This window comes from Sphingomonas sp. CFBP 13733 (assembly GCF_014841795.1).
Taxonomy (GTDB): Bacteria; Pseudomonadota; Alphaproteobacteria; order Sphingomonadales; family Sphingomonadaceae; genus Sphingomonas; species Sphingomonas aerolata.
Genome location: NZ_JACYUP010000004.1, coordinates 539,389 through 554,480, shown reverse-complemented (window position 1 = coordinate 554,480; position 15,092 = coordinate 539,389). Strand labels below are relative to the sequence as shown.

At 71.4% G+C, this 15,092-nt stretch carries 14 protein-coding genes and 1 riboswitch; of the genes, 1 reads left to right on the top strand and 13 read right to left on the bottom strand.

Features of this window, described 5'->3' with window-relative positions; translation table 11 throughout:
- Position 1: 1 nt before the first annotated feature.
- Genes cobF through cbiE form a run of 6 tightly spaced genes read right to left on the bottom strand, consistent with a single transcriptional unit; the run spans position 2 to position 5,162 of the window.
- Complete coding sequence (gene cobF / locus IFT71_RS15100; protein WP_342212667.1) at positions 2–769, bottom strand: precorrin-6A synthase (deacetylating); 768 nt, start codon at positions 767–769, stop codon at positions 2–4.
- Positions 766–1,485, bottom strand: a complete 720-nt coding sequence (gene cobA, locus IFT71_RS15095; RefSeq protein WP_192141826.1) for a uroporphyrinogen-III C-methyltransferase — start codon at positions 1,483–1,485, stop codon at positions 766–768. Before cobA ends, cobF begins: the two co-directional genes overlap by 4 nt.
- Positions 1,482–2,804, bottom strand: a complete 1,323-nt coding sequence (locus IFT71_RS15090) for a cobyrinate a,c-diamide synthase (protein WP_192142092.1) — start codon at positions 2,802–2,804, stop codon at positions 1,482–1,484. Before IFT71_RS15090 ends, cobA begins: the two co-directional genes overlap by 4 nt.
- Before the next feature lie 8 nt (positions 2,805–2,812).
- Positions 2,813–3,598: a precorrin-4 C(11)-methyltransferase gene (cobM, locus tag IFT71_RS15085; RefSeq protein WP_192141824.1), complete on the bottom strand. Its 786-nt coding sequence runs from the start codon at positions 3,596–3,598 to the stop codon at positions 2,813–2,815.
- On the bottom strand, positions 3,595–3,960 hold the full coding sequence (locus IFT71_RS15080; RefSeq protein WP_192142090.1) for a cobalamin biosynthesis protein: 366 nt from the start codon (positions 3,958–3,960) through the stop codon (positions 3,595–3,597). The genes cobM and IFT71_RS15080 overlap by 4 nt, the downstream gene beginning before the upstream one ends.
- Positions 3,957–5,162: a precorrin-6y C5,15-methyltransferase (decarboxylating) subunit CbiE gene (gene cbiE, locus IFT71_RS21550; RefSeq protein ID WP_446740767.1), complete on the bottom strand. Its 1,206-nt coding sequence runs from the start codon at positions 5,160–5,162 to the stop codon at positions 3,957–3,959. The genes IFT71_RS15080 and cbiE overlap by 4 nt, the downstream gene beginning before the upstream one ends.
- On the opposite strand from cbiE, the gene IFT71_RS21545 reads away from it, so the two are divergent.
- Positions 5,152–5,901, top strand: coding sequence for a cobalt-precorrin-6A reductase (locus IFT71_RS21545; RefSeq protein ID WP_192142088.1), 750 nt, complete (start codon positions 5,152–5,154; stop codon positions 5,899–5,901). The two genes, cbiE and IFT71_RS21545, sit on opposite strands and share 11 nt — an antisense overlap.
- Here IFT71_RS21545 and cobJ read toward each other — a convergent pair.
- From cobJ to IFT71_RS15035, 7 genes are all read right to left on the bottom strand, one after another.
- Complete coding sequence (gene cobJ, locus IFT71_RS15065) at positions 5,877–6,641, bottom strand: precorrin-3B C(17)-methyltransferase (RefSeq protein WP_192141820.1); 765 nt, start codon at positions 6,639–6,641, stop codon at positions 5,877–5,879. The genes IFT71_RS21545 and cobJ overlap by 25 nt on opposite strands.
- Positions 6,638–7,408: a precorrin-2 C(20)-methyltransferase gene (cobI, locus tag IFT71_RS15060; RefSeq protein ID WP_261362618.1), complete on the bottom strand. Its 771-nt coding sequence runs from the start codon at positions 7,406–7,408 to the stop codon at positions 6,638–6,640. The genes cobJ and cobI overlap by 4 nt, the downstream gene beginning before the upstream one ends.
- Positions 7,409–7,413: 5 nt before the next feature.
- Entirely contained in the window at positions 7,414–8,043 is a 630-nt protein-coding gene (locus IFT71_RS15055) for a precorrin-8X methylmutase (protein ID WP_192141818.1), read from the bottom strand.
- A complete protein-coding gene (locus tag IFT71_RS15050) occupies positions 8,043–9,167 on the bottom strand; it encodes a cobalamin biosynthesis protein CobG (protein ID WP_192141816.1) in 1,125 nt (374 codons plus the stop codon). The genes IFT71_RS15055 and IFT71_RS15050 overlap by 1 nt, the downstream gene beginning before the upstream one ends.
- Entirely contained in the window at positions 9,164–12,463 is a 3,300-nt protein-coding gene (cobN, locus tag IFT71_RS15045; protein ID WP_192141815.1) for a cobaltochelatase subunit CobN, read from the bottom strand. Before cobN ends, IFT71_RS15050 begins: the two co-directional genes overlap by 4 nt.
- Before the next feature lie 5 nt (positions 12,464–12,468).
- Positions 12,469–13,518 (bottom strand): cobalamin biosynthesis protein CobW, encoded by a 1,050-nt coding sequence (gene cobW / locus IFT71_RS15040; protein ID WP_192141814.1) that lies wholly within the window; start codon positions 13,516–13,518, stop codon positions 12,469–12,471.
- Positions 13,519–13,655: 137 nt separating this feature from the next.
- Positions 13,656–13,872: riboswitch (cobalamin riboswitch) on the bottom strand.
- Positions 13,873–14,032: 160 nt separating this feature from the next.
- A complete protein-coding gene (locus IFT71_RS15035; RefSeq protein ID WP_446740768.1) occupies positions 14,033–15,070 on the bottom strand; it encodes a HoxN/HupN/NixA family nickel/cobalt transporter in 1,038 nt (345 codons plus the stop codon).
- Positions 15,071–15,092: the final 22 nt, after the last annotated feature.

Below are 15,092 nucleotides of genomic sequence, written 5' to 3'. Positions count from 1 at the left end.
CTCAGCCGCCCGTGCGGCGCAGGAGATACACGTCCATGATCCAGCCGTGCCGGGCGCGCAGCCCGGTACGGCACGTGACGATCTCCGCCCTGACCGAGGCGAGCGGCCCGGCGATCAACGCCTCCTGCGCCATCCCCAAATACGCCCCCCACCAGATCGTGATTCCCTCGGGTGCGAGCGTCTCGAACGCGCACGCCCCGTCGAGCATTACCGCCAGCGTCTCGACCCCCGCTGGCCACCCCTCGGCGCGCAGCCGCCGACCGGTGGTGATCGTCACGGGCGCAGCGAGCGTGTTGAGCGGGATCGCATGCGCCGCGGTCAGCGCCTGCAGGCTGGTGATCCCCGGCACCACGCTGACCCCGATCGACCGCCCCCCCCCACGTAGCCGCTCGGCGATCCGCAGGCTGCTGTCGTAGAGCGACGGGTCCCCCCAGACGAGGAACGCGACCCGCCCCCCGTCCGGCAGATGCTCTGCGATCTGCGCCGCCCAGACCGCCGCGATCTCGTCATGCCACGCGTCGACCGCCGCACGGTACGGCGCGTCGGCATCGCGCTCGGGCAGGTCGAACTCCACCACCTTAGCGGGCCCGGTCAGTAGCGCGGCGCAGATCGTCCGGCGCAGATCGACCAGATCGGATTTCCCCGCGCCTTTCCGCGGCAGCAGGATCAGGTCGGCGGCGTTCATCGCCAGCACCGCCGCGCGCGTCACATGATCGGGATTGCCCGTGCCGATCCCGATCAGCGATATCGCGATCTCGACCCCGCTCACGGCGCCATCAACGATCCATAGAGGATCAGCGCGGGCTTGTCGGACACGCCCTCCGCCAGCCGTGCCGCCAGCCCCGCGATCGTCGACCAGGTCAGGCTCTGGTCGGGATGCCCGACATTTTCCGCGAGCAGCGCGGTCGTGTCACCCGGCAGACCATGTGCGACGAGCGACTCAACCAGAGCTGGAAACGTCCGCTGCGGCATGAACACGACCGTCGTCGCCTCCGGATCGGCGAGCGCAGCCATGTTGCGCTGCTGGGGCAGTTTCCCGGTCACGTCATGGCCGGTGACATATTGCACCCGGCGCGCGGACAGCCGGCGCGTCAGCGGTATCGCCGCGGCGGCGGCGGCGGCGCTCGCCGCGCTGATCCCAGGAACGATCTCGAACGTCACGCCAGCCTCGCGCAGCGCGACGATCTCCTCCTCGAGCCGCCCGAACATGCCCGCATCGCCCGATTTCAGCCGGACGACGCGCACGCCGGTCAGCGCGTGGTCGACCAGCAGTTGCGAGACATGCGACTGGCGCGGTGACGGCCGCCCCGCGCGCTTGCCGACCGCGACCAGTTCGGCACCGACGCGCGCATGGCCCAGCACCGCGCCCGACGACAGATCGTCGAACAGCACGACGTCGGCGCGCTGCAACCGCGTCACCGCCTTCAGCGTCAGCAATTCGGGGTCGCCGGGGCCGGAACCGACGAACGAAACGAAACCGGTCATGCAGCCGGTGGGCCAAGGGGGGCGATCATGTGGAAGAAACTACCCGTCACGCCGCCGCGATGCGAGCCGGTTTCGGGCACGGCTTGCCCATTCGCGTCGATCACCTGCGCCAGCGGCGCGTCGGGCTGGTCGAGGATCGTCGAATAATGGAATTCATGCCCCGCCAGCATCGCCCCCGCCGCGATCCCGCCGATCGGCGCGTGCAGCGTCGCCCGCCGATAGCCCAGATGCATCCGCCGCTTCTCGTAACTCGTCACCAGCCCGAGCAGCCCCGCCATCCGGTGCCGCGTCCCGTCCGCATCGATCAGCCCTTCGCCCAGCGCCATATAGCCGCCGCACTCGCCGTGCACCGGTCGCGTCTCGGCATGCAGCGCCAGCGCCGCACGGAACCGGTCCGCCGCCGCCAGCGCACCCGCATGCAGTTCGGGATAGCCCCCCGGCAGCCAGACCAGATCGGCATCCTTCGCCGGCGCCTCGTCCGCCAGCGGCGAAAAGGGCAGGATCTCCACGCCCGCGCTGCGCCACCCGTCCAGCACATGAGCATAGGTGAATGAGAAGGCGGCATCCTGCGCCAGCGCGATCCGCTGCGCCGGCGGGGTTGGCACGACCGTCCCCTGCGCGACCGGCCGCGGCGTGGCGGCCGCCGCCTCGCGCAGTGCGGCGATATCGACATGCGCGCTCAGGAACGTCGCATAGGCCGCGATCTGCGCGTCGAGCGCGGGATGCTCGATCGCCTGCACCAGACCCAGATGTCGCTCGGGGAGCGTCAGGTCGCCCCGCCGCGGCAGCGCGCCGAACACGCGGATCCCGACCGCCTCCATCCCGCTGCGCGCCAGCCGCTCGTGCCGCTCGCTCGCCACGCGGTTGAGGATCACGCCTGCGACCCTTACGCCTGGATCATAGCGCGCGAACCCCAAAGCGGTCGCCGCCGCGGACTGCGCCTGACCCGACACGTCGATAACCAGCACGACCGGCCAGCCCAACCGCCGCGCGACGTCCGCGCTCGCGCCATTGCCCGTCGCGCCCGCGTGCGCCACACCGTCGAACAGCCCCATCGACCCTTCGGCCAGCGTCATGTCCGCATCGTCGCCGCGCGCCGCGATCCCGTCGAGCCGCGGCCCGGTCATTGCCCAGCTGTCGAGGTTGAACGATGCGCGCCCGCTCGCCGCGCGGTGAAACGCGGGGTCGATATAGTCCGGACCGCACTTGAACGGCTGCACCGCGATCCCGTCGTCGCGCAGCGCCCGCAACAGCCCGAGCATCACCGTCGTCTTCCCCGTTCCCGACGCAGGCGCAGCGACCAGCAGCCCCGGGGTCATGCCGCGCGTCATGGCGTGTCTCCTGCGAACCGGGACTCCGCCGATTGCGGCCGGAACCGCCGGTCATAGCCTTGCGCGTACAGGCTGCTCGTCGCGAAATCGCCCGGCGCCAGCACGCGCCCGACCAGGATCAGCGCGGTCCGCTCGGGCCGCCCCGTCACCGCCTCCTCGATCGTCGACAGCGTCGCGCGGACGATCTGCTCGTCGGGCCAGCTCGCGCGCCACACCACCGCGACCGGGCAGTCGCCACCATAAGCCGGCAGCAGATCCGCGACGACCTGCGGCAGATTGTGCACCGACAGGTGGATCGCCAGCGTCGCCTGCGTCACGGCGAACGCGGCGAGCGTCTCCGCCGACGGCATCGAGCTTGCCCGCCCCGGCGTCCGCGTCAGCACCACCGATTGCGCCAGCTCGGGCAAGGTCAGCTCGACCTCGAGCGCGGCGGCGGCGGCGGCAAAGGCGGGGACGCCCGGGGTGATCGTCACCGGTATGTCCAGCGCGCGCAGCCGGCGCAGCTGCTCGCCCATCGCCGACCAGATCGACAGATCCCCCGAATGCAGCCGCGCGACATCCTGCCCGGCCGCATGCGCGGCGATGATCTCGGCGATGATCTGGTCGAGGTCCATCGGCGCGGTGTTGACGATCCGCGCACCCGGCGGACAATGCTCAAGCAGCGCCTCCGGGATCAGCGACCCGGCATAGAGGCACACCGGTGACATCGCGATCCGGTCGCGCCCCCGCAATGTCAGCAGGTCGGGCGCACCCGGCCCTGCACCAATGAAATGCACGGTCATGGTCGAAATCCTTGGGCAATGGCGCAGGTCGCGCGTCGGCACGGCGAAATATGGCGAAGGGTCAGCAGCCGCGCGCCTTGCCCCGCGGCGGCGAGTGCAGCGGCCTCCGCGACGCTGCCGGTCCCCCGCACGGCAAGGCTTACCGGCGACCGGGTGACGGGACTGGCCGCAGTCAGCGCGGCGGGATCGACCGTGATCAGCGGCAGACCCAGCAGTGCCGCGATCTCGCCAGGCAGCCCCTGCTTGTCGTCGGGCGCCGCCAGCGCCTCGACCGGCGGCAACCCCTGCTGCGCGGCGGCCAGCGCGGCGCGCAACGCGGCGGCATCCGCGGCGGTATTGAAGCCAAAACCCGCGACGATCATGCCGGATACGTCCATTGCACCACCGGAAACTGCGCGCGCCAGCCGCGTCGCGTCCCGATCGGCACCGCCTGCGCCACCTCGATCCGCATCAGGCTCCCCCCCTGCGCTGCCTGCCACTGCGTCAGCAGTGCCTCCGATTCGAGCGTCACCGCATTGGCGACGATCCGCGCGCCCTGCTCGACCCGCGGCCACAGCGCGCGCAACAGCGCCTCGGACAGTCCCCCGCCAATGAACACCGCATCCGGACACGGCAGCTCGCCGAGACAGTCTGGCGCCCGCCCCTCGACCACCACCAGTCGGTCGACGCCCAGCGCCGCGGCATTGGCGGCGATCCGCCGCGCGCGGACCGGATCCGCCTCGAGCGCGGTCGCCCGCGTCGACGGATGCGCGAGCAGCCACGAAATCCCGATCGATCCCGATCCAGCGCCGATATCCCACAAACTTTCGCCCGGTTTCGGCGCGAGTGCGGCGAGCGTCACCGCGCGGATTGGCGACTTGGTGATCTGCCCGTCATGCGCGAACCAGTCGTCGGACAGCCCCGCCTGCGGCAGGACAGCGCCGGCGCCCTCGAAGACGATGCCGACCGCGACCAGATGCGCGATGTCGTCAAACGCGAATGTCGCGGCGGTCGTGTGGCGGATCCGTTCGCGCGACCCGCCCAGCGCCTCGAGCACATGCAGCGCCGACGCGCCGAACCCCGCCGCATCCAGATACGCCGCCAGTCCACCGACCGCCGCCCCGTCGCGCACCAGCACGATCGCGCGCCGCCCCCGCGCGATATGCGGCCGCAACCGCCCGAACGGCGCGGCGTGCAGCCCCAGGCACGAACAGTCCTCGAGTCCCCAGCCGAGCCGCGCCGCTGCGAGCGCGAAGCTCGACGGCGCGGGATGCGCGATCCACTCGCCCGGGCTGAGATGCCGCGTCACCGACGTCCCCGCGCCGAACCAGAACGGATCCCCCGATGCCAGCATCACCACCCGCCGGCCGCGATGCCCGATCAGCCGCGCGATCCCGTCCTCGAACGGCACTGGCCAAGCCTCGACCGCCCCCCTAAGCTCGCCGGCAAGCGCCAGATGCCGGGTCGCGCCCGTCACGATCTCGGCATCGGCCAGCGCCGCGCGCGCTGCAGCGGATAGCCCGGCCACGCCGTCCTCGCCGATCCCGATAATCGTCAGCCACGGAGCCTCAGTCATCCCGACCATCCTGCTTCTCGGCGGCACCAGCGAAGCCAGCGCGCTCGCCGCACGGCTGGCGGCGCGCGGCGATCCAACCGTGCTGAGCTATGCCGGCCGCGTCGCCAACCCGCGCGCGCAGCCGGTGCCCGTCCGCATCGGCGGCTTTGGCGGCGTCGGAGGCCTCGTTACCTATCTCAAAGAGCACCGTGTCACGCACCTGATCGACGCGACGCATCCCTTCGCCGCGCAGATGCACCGGCATGCGCTCGACGCCGCGGCACAGGCGGGCGTCGCGCATGTCGCGCTCGCCCGCCCCGCCTGGACCCCGGTCGCGGGCGATCGCTGGCACCGCGTCGCCGATATATCGGCCGCCGTCGCGACGCTCGCCGGCCCGCCGCAGCGCGTGATGCTCGCGCTCGGCCGGATGCATGTCGATGCCTTCGCGCAGCAGCCGCAGCACGACTATCTGCTGCGTTTCGTCGATACGCCCGACCATCCGCCGCCGCTGCCCCGCCACCGCCTGGTCGTAGACCGCGGCCCGTTCGACGCCGCCGGCGACACCCAATTGATGCGCGACCACGCGACCGACCTGGTCGTCTGCAAGAACGCGGGCGGCAGCGGCGCGGCGGCCAAGCTCGTCGCCGCGCGCACGCTCGGCCTGCCGGTGATCATGATCGACCGCCCGCCGCTGCCCGCGCGACACGCGGTCGATTCGGTCGACGCGGTGCTCGACTGGCTCGATCATGGCGTCGACCGCGGCGTATAGAGGATCGGCCCCTGCGCCCGCGCGATGATCCGCGTCAGGCTTGATCCGACAATCACCATCGTCCGCATGTCCGCCATCTCCGCCCGCGCCTCGGTCAGCGGTACGATCGACAGCGCTTCCTCGGGCGTCGACACCGCCCGCGCGAACAGCACCGGGCGATCGTCGCCGCACGTCGTGCGAAGAATCTCGAACGCGCGGACCAGCCCGTCGGGTCGCGCCTTCGATCGCGGATTGTAGAAGGCGATCGCGAAATCGGCCTCCGCCGCCAGCCGCACGCGTCGCTCGATCAGCGCCTGGGGCTTCAGATTGTCCGAAAGGTTGATCGCGCAGAAATCATGCCCCAGCGGCGCGCCCGCGCGCGCACTCGCCGCCAGCATCGCGGTGATCCCCGGCAGCACGCGGATGTCGATCCCGCCCCACGCCCCCGGCCCCGCCTCGAGCGCCTCGAACACCGCCGCCGCCATCGCGAACACGCCGGGATCCCCCGACGACACGACGACGACGCGCGCGCCCCTCGCGGCCAGTTCGAGCGCATGGCGAGCGCGGTCGATCTCGACCCGGTTGTCGCTCGCATGCAGTGTCAGGCGGTCGCGCGCCGGAACCCTCGCGACATAGGGGATATAGCCGATCACGTCGGTCGCCTCGGCCAGCGCCGCGCTGACCTCGGGCGTCACCAGCGCCGCATCCCCCGGCCCCAGCCCAGCGATCGCCAGCCAGCCAGCCCCTGCGCTCAGGGTCATGGCCGCCGCCCCTGCCCGTGGATCAGCAGGATCGCGAAATAGGGCGTGACCGCATCCGCCTCGCACAGCCGCGTGACGCGCTGCTCGGCCATCGCGGCATATTCGACCAGCCACGCCGCCTCCTCGCGCCCCGCCGCGGCGACCGCGCGGCGCAGCTTGGCGAGGTGCCGGCCGATCTTCATCACCACCAGCGCATCGGTGTCGCGGATCCGCCGCACCAGATCCGCCTCGGGCAGCGTCCCCATCACCACCGTCAGCACGTCGTCGCCCCAGGTGATCGGCGCGCCGCTCGCGGTCCAGGCGCCCGACATGCCGGTGATGCCGGGAACGACGGCGACCGGCGCGACCCCCTGCAACCGCGTATAGAGATGCATGAACGATCCGTAGAAGAACGGGTCGCCCTCGCACAGCACCACCACGTCCTCGCCGCCCAGTGCCAGCGCCGCGAGGTGATCGATGCACCCCGCGTAAAAGCCTGACAGCCGGTCGTTGTAGCGCGGATCGGACAATGCGATCTCGGTGGTGACGGGATATTCCATGGGATATTCGATCACGTCGTCGCGGAGCATCCCCTCGACGATCCGGCGCGCCTGTCCCGGGCGTCCCGCCTTGCGGAAATAGGCGACGTGGCGCGCACCGCGTACCAGCCGATCCGCGCGCACGCTCATCAGGTCGCACGCCCCCGGCCCCAGTCCGACGCCGTGAATCGTGCCGGTTACGACCACCTGTCCCGGCGGCGGCACCAAGGTCGCGGATGGCGCCACCACGCCGATCATTCCGCCGCACTCGCCAGCGCGTTGATCGCCGCGACGGTGATCGCGCTGCCGCCCAGCCGCCCCTCGACGATCACGCACGGCACCGGCTGCGCTGCCCACAGCGCATCCTTCGATTCGACCGCTCCGACGAAACCCACCGGACAGCCGATGATTGCCGCGGGCCGCGGACAATCGGGATCCTCCAGCATATTGAGCAGGTGGAACAGCGCAGTCGGGGCATTGCCGATCGCCACCACCGCGCCTGCCAGATGCGGTCGCCAGAATTCCAGCGCGGCGGCCGAGCGCGTCGTTGCCATTTCTCTCGCCAGCGCGACCGTCTCGGGTGTGTGCAGCGTACAGATCACCGCATTGTCCGCCGGCAAACGCGCGCGCGTGATCCCCTCGGTCACCATCCGCGCATCGCACAGGATCGGCGCGCGCGCCCGCAACGCCGCACGCGCGGTCCGTGCGAAGCCGGGCGAAAAGCGGATATCCCCCGCCAGGGGGACAAGCCCCGCAGCATGGATCATCCGCACCGCGACCGGCTCCTCCTCGACGTCGAACCGCTCGAGATCCGCCTCGGCGCGGATCATCGCAAACGACTGGCGATAGATCGCGGCCCCGTCGGTCTCATAGGCATAGGGCATCAGGCGGCTCCGGACGGCTGGGAGAAATGGGCGATAATCTGAGCGGGTTCGAGCGCGCCGAGCAGCGGCGGCGCGCCCGCGCGCGCGCGCAGGGCAAGGTCGAACCGCCCGTCGCGCCCGGTCAGCGTCACGTCCGCAGGCCGCGCCCGCGCACACCCCTTGGCGCATCCCGACACGTGCAGGCTGCCAGCAACCAACGGAGCCAGCCGCCGCGCGAGGTCGCGCGTCTCGACGCTCGCCTGCGGGCAGGCGGGCGCACCGACACAGGCGTCGACCCCGGCGCGCACGCTGCTCTGGTCACGCGCGCTATCCGGCACACGGCCTTCGAGGATCAGCATCCGCCACGGCGTCACGCGGATCGCCGTGACCGGGTCTGCGGCGATCCGGTCGCGCAACTCTACTGCCGCGATCCGCCCGAAGCCGAGCGCGATCGCCGCGCCCAGCGGATGCGCCCCGGCTTCGGGCGGTGGCGCGGTGGGCGCGGGAACCAAGGTCGCGGGCTCCGGCACGGCCGCTGCGTGGCGCGCCATCCGCCCCGCCGCCGCACCGCCGCTGTCGACGAACCACCGCGCCAGCGCGATCAGCGCGTCGACCGCGGTGTCGCGCGTCACGTCCACCCCCGCCGCACGCCCCTCGCCGCGCACCAGCAACCTGCCGTCCACCGCGCGCTCGACCCGAAAGTCAGCGGGCGCGCGGGTCAGCAGCGGTGCAGCGCCCGCATCAATCGCAAAACCAACCTTGCCAGGCAGCACCGGCAGGTCGGACAGCCGCTCGCGCAACGCGGTGGCGATATGCTGCGTATCGTCCCCGTCCCGCCAGTCGGGCGCGACCAGCATCGCGCCGCGCGCCTCGCGCTCCGGATCGGGGTCGATCAGCCCGACCGCCAGCAACGCCTCGACCAGCCCCCGCCATCCCGCCTCGGTCACACCGCGGATCTGCAGGTTCGCGCGGCTGGTCACGTCAATCTCGCCATTTCCCCACGCCATTGCCGCATCACACAGCGCGAGTGTCTGCGCGCGCGTCAGCCGGCCGAGCGGCGGGCGGATCCGCACAAGCAGCCCGTCGCCCGCCGCCATCGGCCGCCACGCATCGGGGCACCATCCCTTGACGACGAACGCGCTCATGCCGGCAGCTCGAGCTGCGCGAGGATGGAATTACGCCGCGTCGGCCACAGCCCCGCCGTGTGCAACGCCGCGAACCGCGCGGTCATCGCCGCCAGCGCCGCGGGGTTTGCGCTCTCCAGAAACGCACGCACCGCGTCGCGCCCCAATGTCGCATCATAATAGAGGTCGATCAGCTCGGGCGACACCACCCGCGCCAGCTGCGCGAACATCGCCATATGGTCGAGCGTCGCGGCGATCTCCGCGCCCCCGCGAAACCCGTGCCGCATCATCCCCTCGACCCAGGCCGGGTTCGCCCCCCGCGCATGGACGACCCGCGCAATCTCCTCGTCCAGCGACCGCGCACGCGGCCGTTCCGGGTCGCGCGCATCGAGATGATACAGCGCCGCGGCCTTACCCCCGGCAACCGCCTGCGCCGCCGCGAACCCCGCCTCGTGCGCGGCATAATCCGCGGCGAGCAACAGGTCGGTCTCGGGCAAATCCTGGACATGGACGAACGCATCGGCGGCGGCGACCCGGTCGCGGATCCCCGCCGGATCGAACCGCGTCGCACCGTCGTCGACCGCCCCGTCGAGCGCGTGGCTCGACGCCGCCAGCCACGCCGCGCCCGCCGCTTCCCGCGCCGCCTCGCCGTACGTCTCGCCCGCATCGCCGAGCCCGAGCCCGTAGCGACCCGGCTCGGGCCCATAGACGCGCGCACCGACGGCAGCGCCGACGAACGGGTTCCAGTCGTCGGGCTCGTCGCGCGTCGCCAGCGCGCGCACCGCCTGCCCGAACATCTGGCCGAGCGCGGGAAACGCATCGCGGAACAGCCCCGACACACGCAGCGTCACGTCGATCCGCGGCCGGTCGAGCCTCGCCAGCGGCAGGATTTCGACCCCCGTGACCCGGTCCGAGGCAGTATCCCAGACCGGCTCCGCGCCGAGCAGGTGGAGCGCCATCGCGAACTCCTCGCCCGCGGTCCGCATCGTCGCCGACGCCCACAGGTCGACGACCAGCGCGCGCGGATAGTCGCCCTCGTCCTGCAGGTGCCGGCGGACCAGCTCGTCGGCCAGCCGCACGCCCTGCGCATGCGCCGCGCGCGACGGCACCGCGCGCGCGTCGGTCGCATACAGGTTGCGCCCGGTCGGCAGGACGTCGCTGCGTCCGCGCCACGGGGAGCCCGACGGCCCCGCCGCGATCCGCCTGCCCCGCAACGCGCTCAGCAGCCCGTCGCGCTCGGCCTCGCCCTGGTCGCCACGCCCATAGACGTGCAGCCCGTCGCCGAACTGGCTCTCCTTCACGTCGCACACGAACGTGTCGATCCGCGTGATCGCTTCCGCCTGGCTCGCCGCCTCGTCGAGCCGCAGCGTCGCCGCCAGTCCGGTCGCGCGCGCCTCATCGGCGATGTCGCGTTGCAGCCGGTCGCGACGCGCCGGGTCGAGCCCGTCGGCGGTTGAAAACTCGTCGAGCAACGATTCGAGCCGCCCCAGCCCCGCACCGCTGCGCGTGGTCGCGGCTGGCGGCGGGACATGGCCGATCGTCACCGCACCGATCCGCCGCCGCGCCTGCGCCGCCTCGCCCGGATCGTTGACGATGAACGGATAGAGCACCGGCATCGCCCCGGTCAGCGCCTCGGGCCAGCATTCCCCCGACAGCGCGACGGCCTTGCCCGGCAGCCATTCGAGCGTCCCGTGCGCGCCGATATGGATCAGCGCATCGCTCCCCCGCGCGCGCAGCCACAGATAGAAGGCGACATAGGCGTGACGGGGACAGCGCGACAGGTCGTGATACTCGCCGACCCGCGCCGCGCTCCGTCCACGTTCGGGCTGGAGCGCGATCACCACGCCCCCGCGCTCGACTCCCGCGAACTGGAACGCGCCGTCCACACAGCCCGGATCGTCCTCGGGCGCCCCCCAGCTTTCCTCGAGTGCATCGCGCAACACGGCCGGCAAGCCCCCAAGCGCCGCGCGATACGCCGCGACCGGCCACCCGATCCGCCCCGTCGCCAGCGCCTCGGCCAGGCCTCCGGATGCAGTCTCCCCGGTCGCATAACCCGCGGCCGCCAGGTCCTCGACGATCGCCTCGGCAGACGCCAGCGCGTCAAGCCCGACCGCATGCGCCATCTGATAATCCTTGCCCGGATAGGTCGACAGCACGACCGCGGGCCGCTGCTCCGCGACCGGCCGCTCCGCCAGAAGCACCCAGGCCGCGACGCGCGCGACGATCGCGGCGATCCGGGCGGGCTCGGCCCGGTGCTCGCGCCGAGCATAGCCGAGAGCGTCGTCGCGGACGCCGTCCTCCTTGAAGCTCGCGACGCCCGCGAACAGCCGTCCGTCGACCTCGGGCAGGACGACGTGCATCGCCAGGTCAGCGGGGGACAACCCGCGCGTCGACCCCCCCCAGGCGGCGCGGTCCGACGTCGCCAGCGCGACCTGGAACACCGGCACCCCCGCCCCGTCGAGCGGCGAGCTGTCGTCCGCGCCGCGGCCGGAAAAGGCGGTCGCGTTGACGATCGCCGCCGGGGCGAGCGCGACGACCCAACGCGCCAGCCACCCCGCCGCGCCCGGCGCCTTCAGCGACGGCGCGAACAGCCCGACGACGTCGAACCCCGCCCCACTCAGCCCGGCATGCAGCGCCTCGATCGGGTCCAGATCCGCGGCGGTCAGGTAGGAGCGGTAGAAAATCAGCAGGATTCGCGGCCGCGTCGCGGTCATCGCGAACGCCGCGAGGCACGTCACACCATCCCGCGGCTGCCACCCGCCGACCTCGGGGACCGTCTTCACCCCCGCGACCGGCCCGGCATAGAGCCCCGCCGCCAGCGCCATCTGCGCCAGCGCGGCTTGCGCCGCGACCGCGCCGCCATCGTCGCACAAGGCGGCGAGCCGGCGCAGCGTCGACACCGGCACCGTCGACGCCGCATCGAGCCGCGCGTCGATCCGCCCGTCCGCAGGCAGCACCGCCAGCGCGATCCCCCGCGCCCGCGCCAGTGCCTCGACCTGCTGCAACCCATAAGACCAGTAGGACCGCCCGCCGATCAGCCGGATCACGATCCCCTTCGCGCCCGTGCCTGCGCCACCGTCCAGCGTCCGCTCGACATAGGTATCGACCGACAGCGGATGCGCGAGCGCGGACAGATTGGCGAGCCGAAGCGACGGCAGCGGGTTCCCGTTCGCCGCCGCACGCCGCCACCCGGCCGCGAACGCGCCGAGATCCCCGTCCGAAAAGGACAGGACGACGAGGTCCGCCGGGCTCTGCGCGAGGTCCTGCGGGACCGCGTTTTCCTCCAGCCCGTGGCTTTCGCGGAAGACGACGTGCATCGTCGTCAGCCCTGAAGCGCGACCCGGATCCTTGCAGGGTCGATCCGGTCATGCTCGGCGATCACCACCAGGCGCGTCTGCCGCGCCTCGTCGGCGCGCCATGGCCGGTCATATTGCGTCCGCACCCGCGCCCCGACCGCCTGCACCAGCAGCCGCATCGGCTTGCCCGTCACCGCGGCATAGCCCTTCACGCGCAGGATGTCGGCGTCGCGCGCCAGCGTCTCGATCCGCGCGGCGAGCGCCGCCGGGTCCGCGATCTCGCCGAGGTCGACGATCATGCTGTCGAAATCGTCATGCTCGTGATCGTCCGCGCCATCATGATGCGACGGCCGCGCCGCGATATCGTCCTCCGCCGCCGCGTTCAGCCCCAGCACGACGCGCGGATCGATCACCCCGTCGGTCAGCGCGATCACTGGCAACGCACGCGCGGACTCCGCCGCGATCACCGCGCGCGCCGCGGTGACCCCCGCCTCGCCCGCCAGATCCGCCTTGGTCAGCAGCACCAGGTCGGCACAGGCAAGCTGGTCCTCGAACACCTCGGCGAGCGGCGTCTCGTGATCGACGCTCGGATCGGCGCGACGCTGCGCCTCGATCGCGGCGAGGTCGGGCGCGAACCGTCCCGCGGCGACCGCTTCCGCATCGGCCAGCGCGATCACCCCGTCGACCGTGATCCGCGACCGGATCGCGGGCCAGTCAAACGCCTTGAGCAAAGGCTTGGGCAGGGCGAGCCCCGACGTCTCGATCAGGATATGGTCGGGCCGCGGGTCGAGCGCGAGCAACGTCTCGACGGTCGGGATGAAATCGTCCGCGACGGTGCAGCAGATACAGCCATTGGCGAGCTCGACGACATTCTCGGCCGGGCAATCGGGGATTGCGCACCCCTTCAAGATATCGCCGTCGATGCCGAGCGTGCCGAATTCGTTGACGATCACCGCGAGCCGCCGGCCCCCGGCGTTGCGGATTAGGTGGCTGATCAGCGTGGTCTTGCCCGCGCCGAGAAACCCGGTGACGATGGTAACGGGAATCTTGGCCAGGGTCGGCTGGGGGTCGGTCATGCGATACTCTCCGGGCGTCGGAACGACAGCCACGGACGGACGCACGCCCGCAGCCACACGCGCGCACGACCTGACGGCCGCACGCGTTCGTCGCTCAGACGGAGTACCGTGCCGCGACCATCCCCTGGATCAAGGCAAGAGCGACCATGACGCTGGCAGGTCTCCTGGCTCGCGGGTCGAAGCTCGATGCACGCCTTCCCAGGTCTCGTGACCCAGTGGCTGCCCCCGCATCGGGGGCCTGTGCGTCTCGCTCACCGCTTACAGTTGCAGGGACAGCCGCGGCATTGGGAGGCAAAGCTCCCGCACCGCATTCCCATTCAAGCCCCGAAGGGCACCGGCGCGATCTGTTGAGGTTCGGTAGAACCAAACCTCGGGGTTGGGTTTAGAGGAGTTTGGCGACTGTGCCAATGCACCTGACCTCCGTCATCCTGACGAAAGTCAGGACCCAGAGCTACGCGTAATGCGCTGCCTGGCCCTGGGTCCCGGGTCGAGCCCGGGATGACGACGCTGCTCGTTACCCCCGCACCACCTCGATCTCGTCGAACCGCTTCCACCGGTAGATCGCGAAACTCAGCACCCAGCACGCCACGAACAGCGCGATGATCGCAAAGCCCAGCCCGTTGAAATTCTCACCCAGCGCCGAAGCGACGTCCCACACGCCCCCGCTCAGGCCCAGCTTCGATGCCAGCAGCGCGAGCGTCTCGATTCCGCCGATCGCGATCGCGACGATCGCCGAGATCAGCGTGATCGTGATGTTGTAATAGAGCTTGCGGATCGGCTTCACGAACGCCCATTCATACGCGCCGAGCATCACCACCCCGTCGGCACTGTCGACCAGCGCCATGCCCGTCGCGAACAGCACCGGCAGCACCAGCACCGTGCCGATCGACAGCCCGTCCGCTGCCTGGCTCGCCGACAGGCCGAGAATCGCGACTTCGGTCGCGGTGTCGAACCCCAGCCCGAACAGGAAGCCGAGCGGCGCCATGTGCCAGCTGCGCGTGACCAGCCGGAACATCGGCCGGAACAGCCGCGCGAGCAGCCCGCGATTGCCGAGCAGCAGGTCGAGATCCTCCTCGACATAACGCCCGCCGCCGCGGACATGGCCGAAGGTCCGCCACACCGATCGCAGGATGATCAGGTTCATCGCCGCGATCGTGAACAGGAACAGCGCGGAGACCAGCGTCGCGATCACCCCGCCCGCCTGCTTGAACGCCTCGAACTGCGCCAGCGCGCTCGCGGTCAGCGCGATTCCGACCGCGGCGATCAGGACGATCGCCGAATGACCGACCGCGAACCAGAAGCCGACCCCGATCGGCCGTTGCCCGTCCTGCATCAGCTTGCGCGTCACATTGTCGATCGCCGCGATATGATCCGCGTCGACCGCATGCCGCAGCCCCAGCCCCCAGGCGAGCATCGCGGTGCCCAGCATCAGCGGCTGCGCCTGGAACAGCGCGAACGCCCATCCCCAGGCGGCGATATTGGCCGCCACCAGCATCGCGAACATCCAGCCGATCCGGTGTCGCGTCGAACGACCGGCGGTCCGCCCGGTCATGATCTTGGTCATTGGCACATCC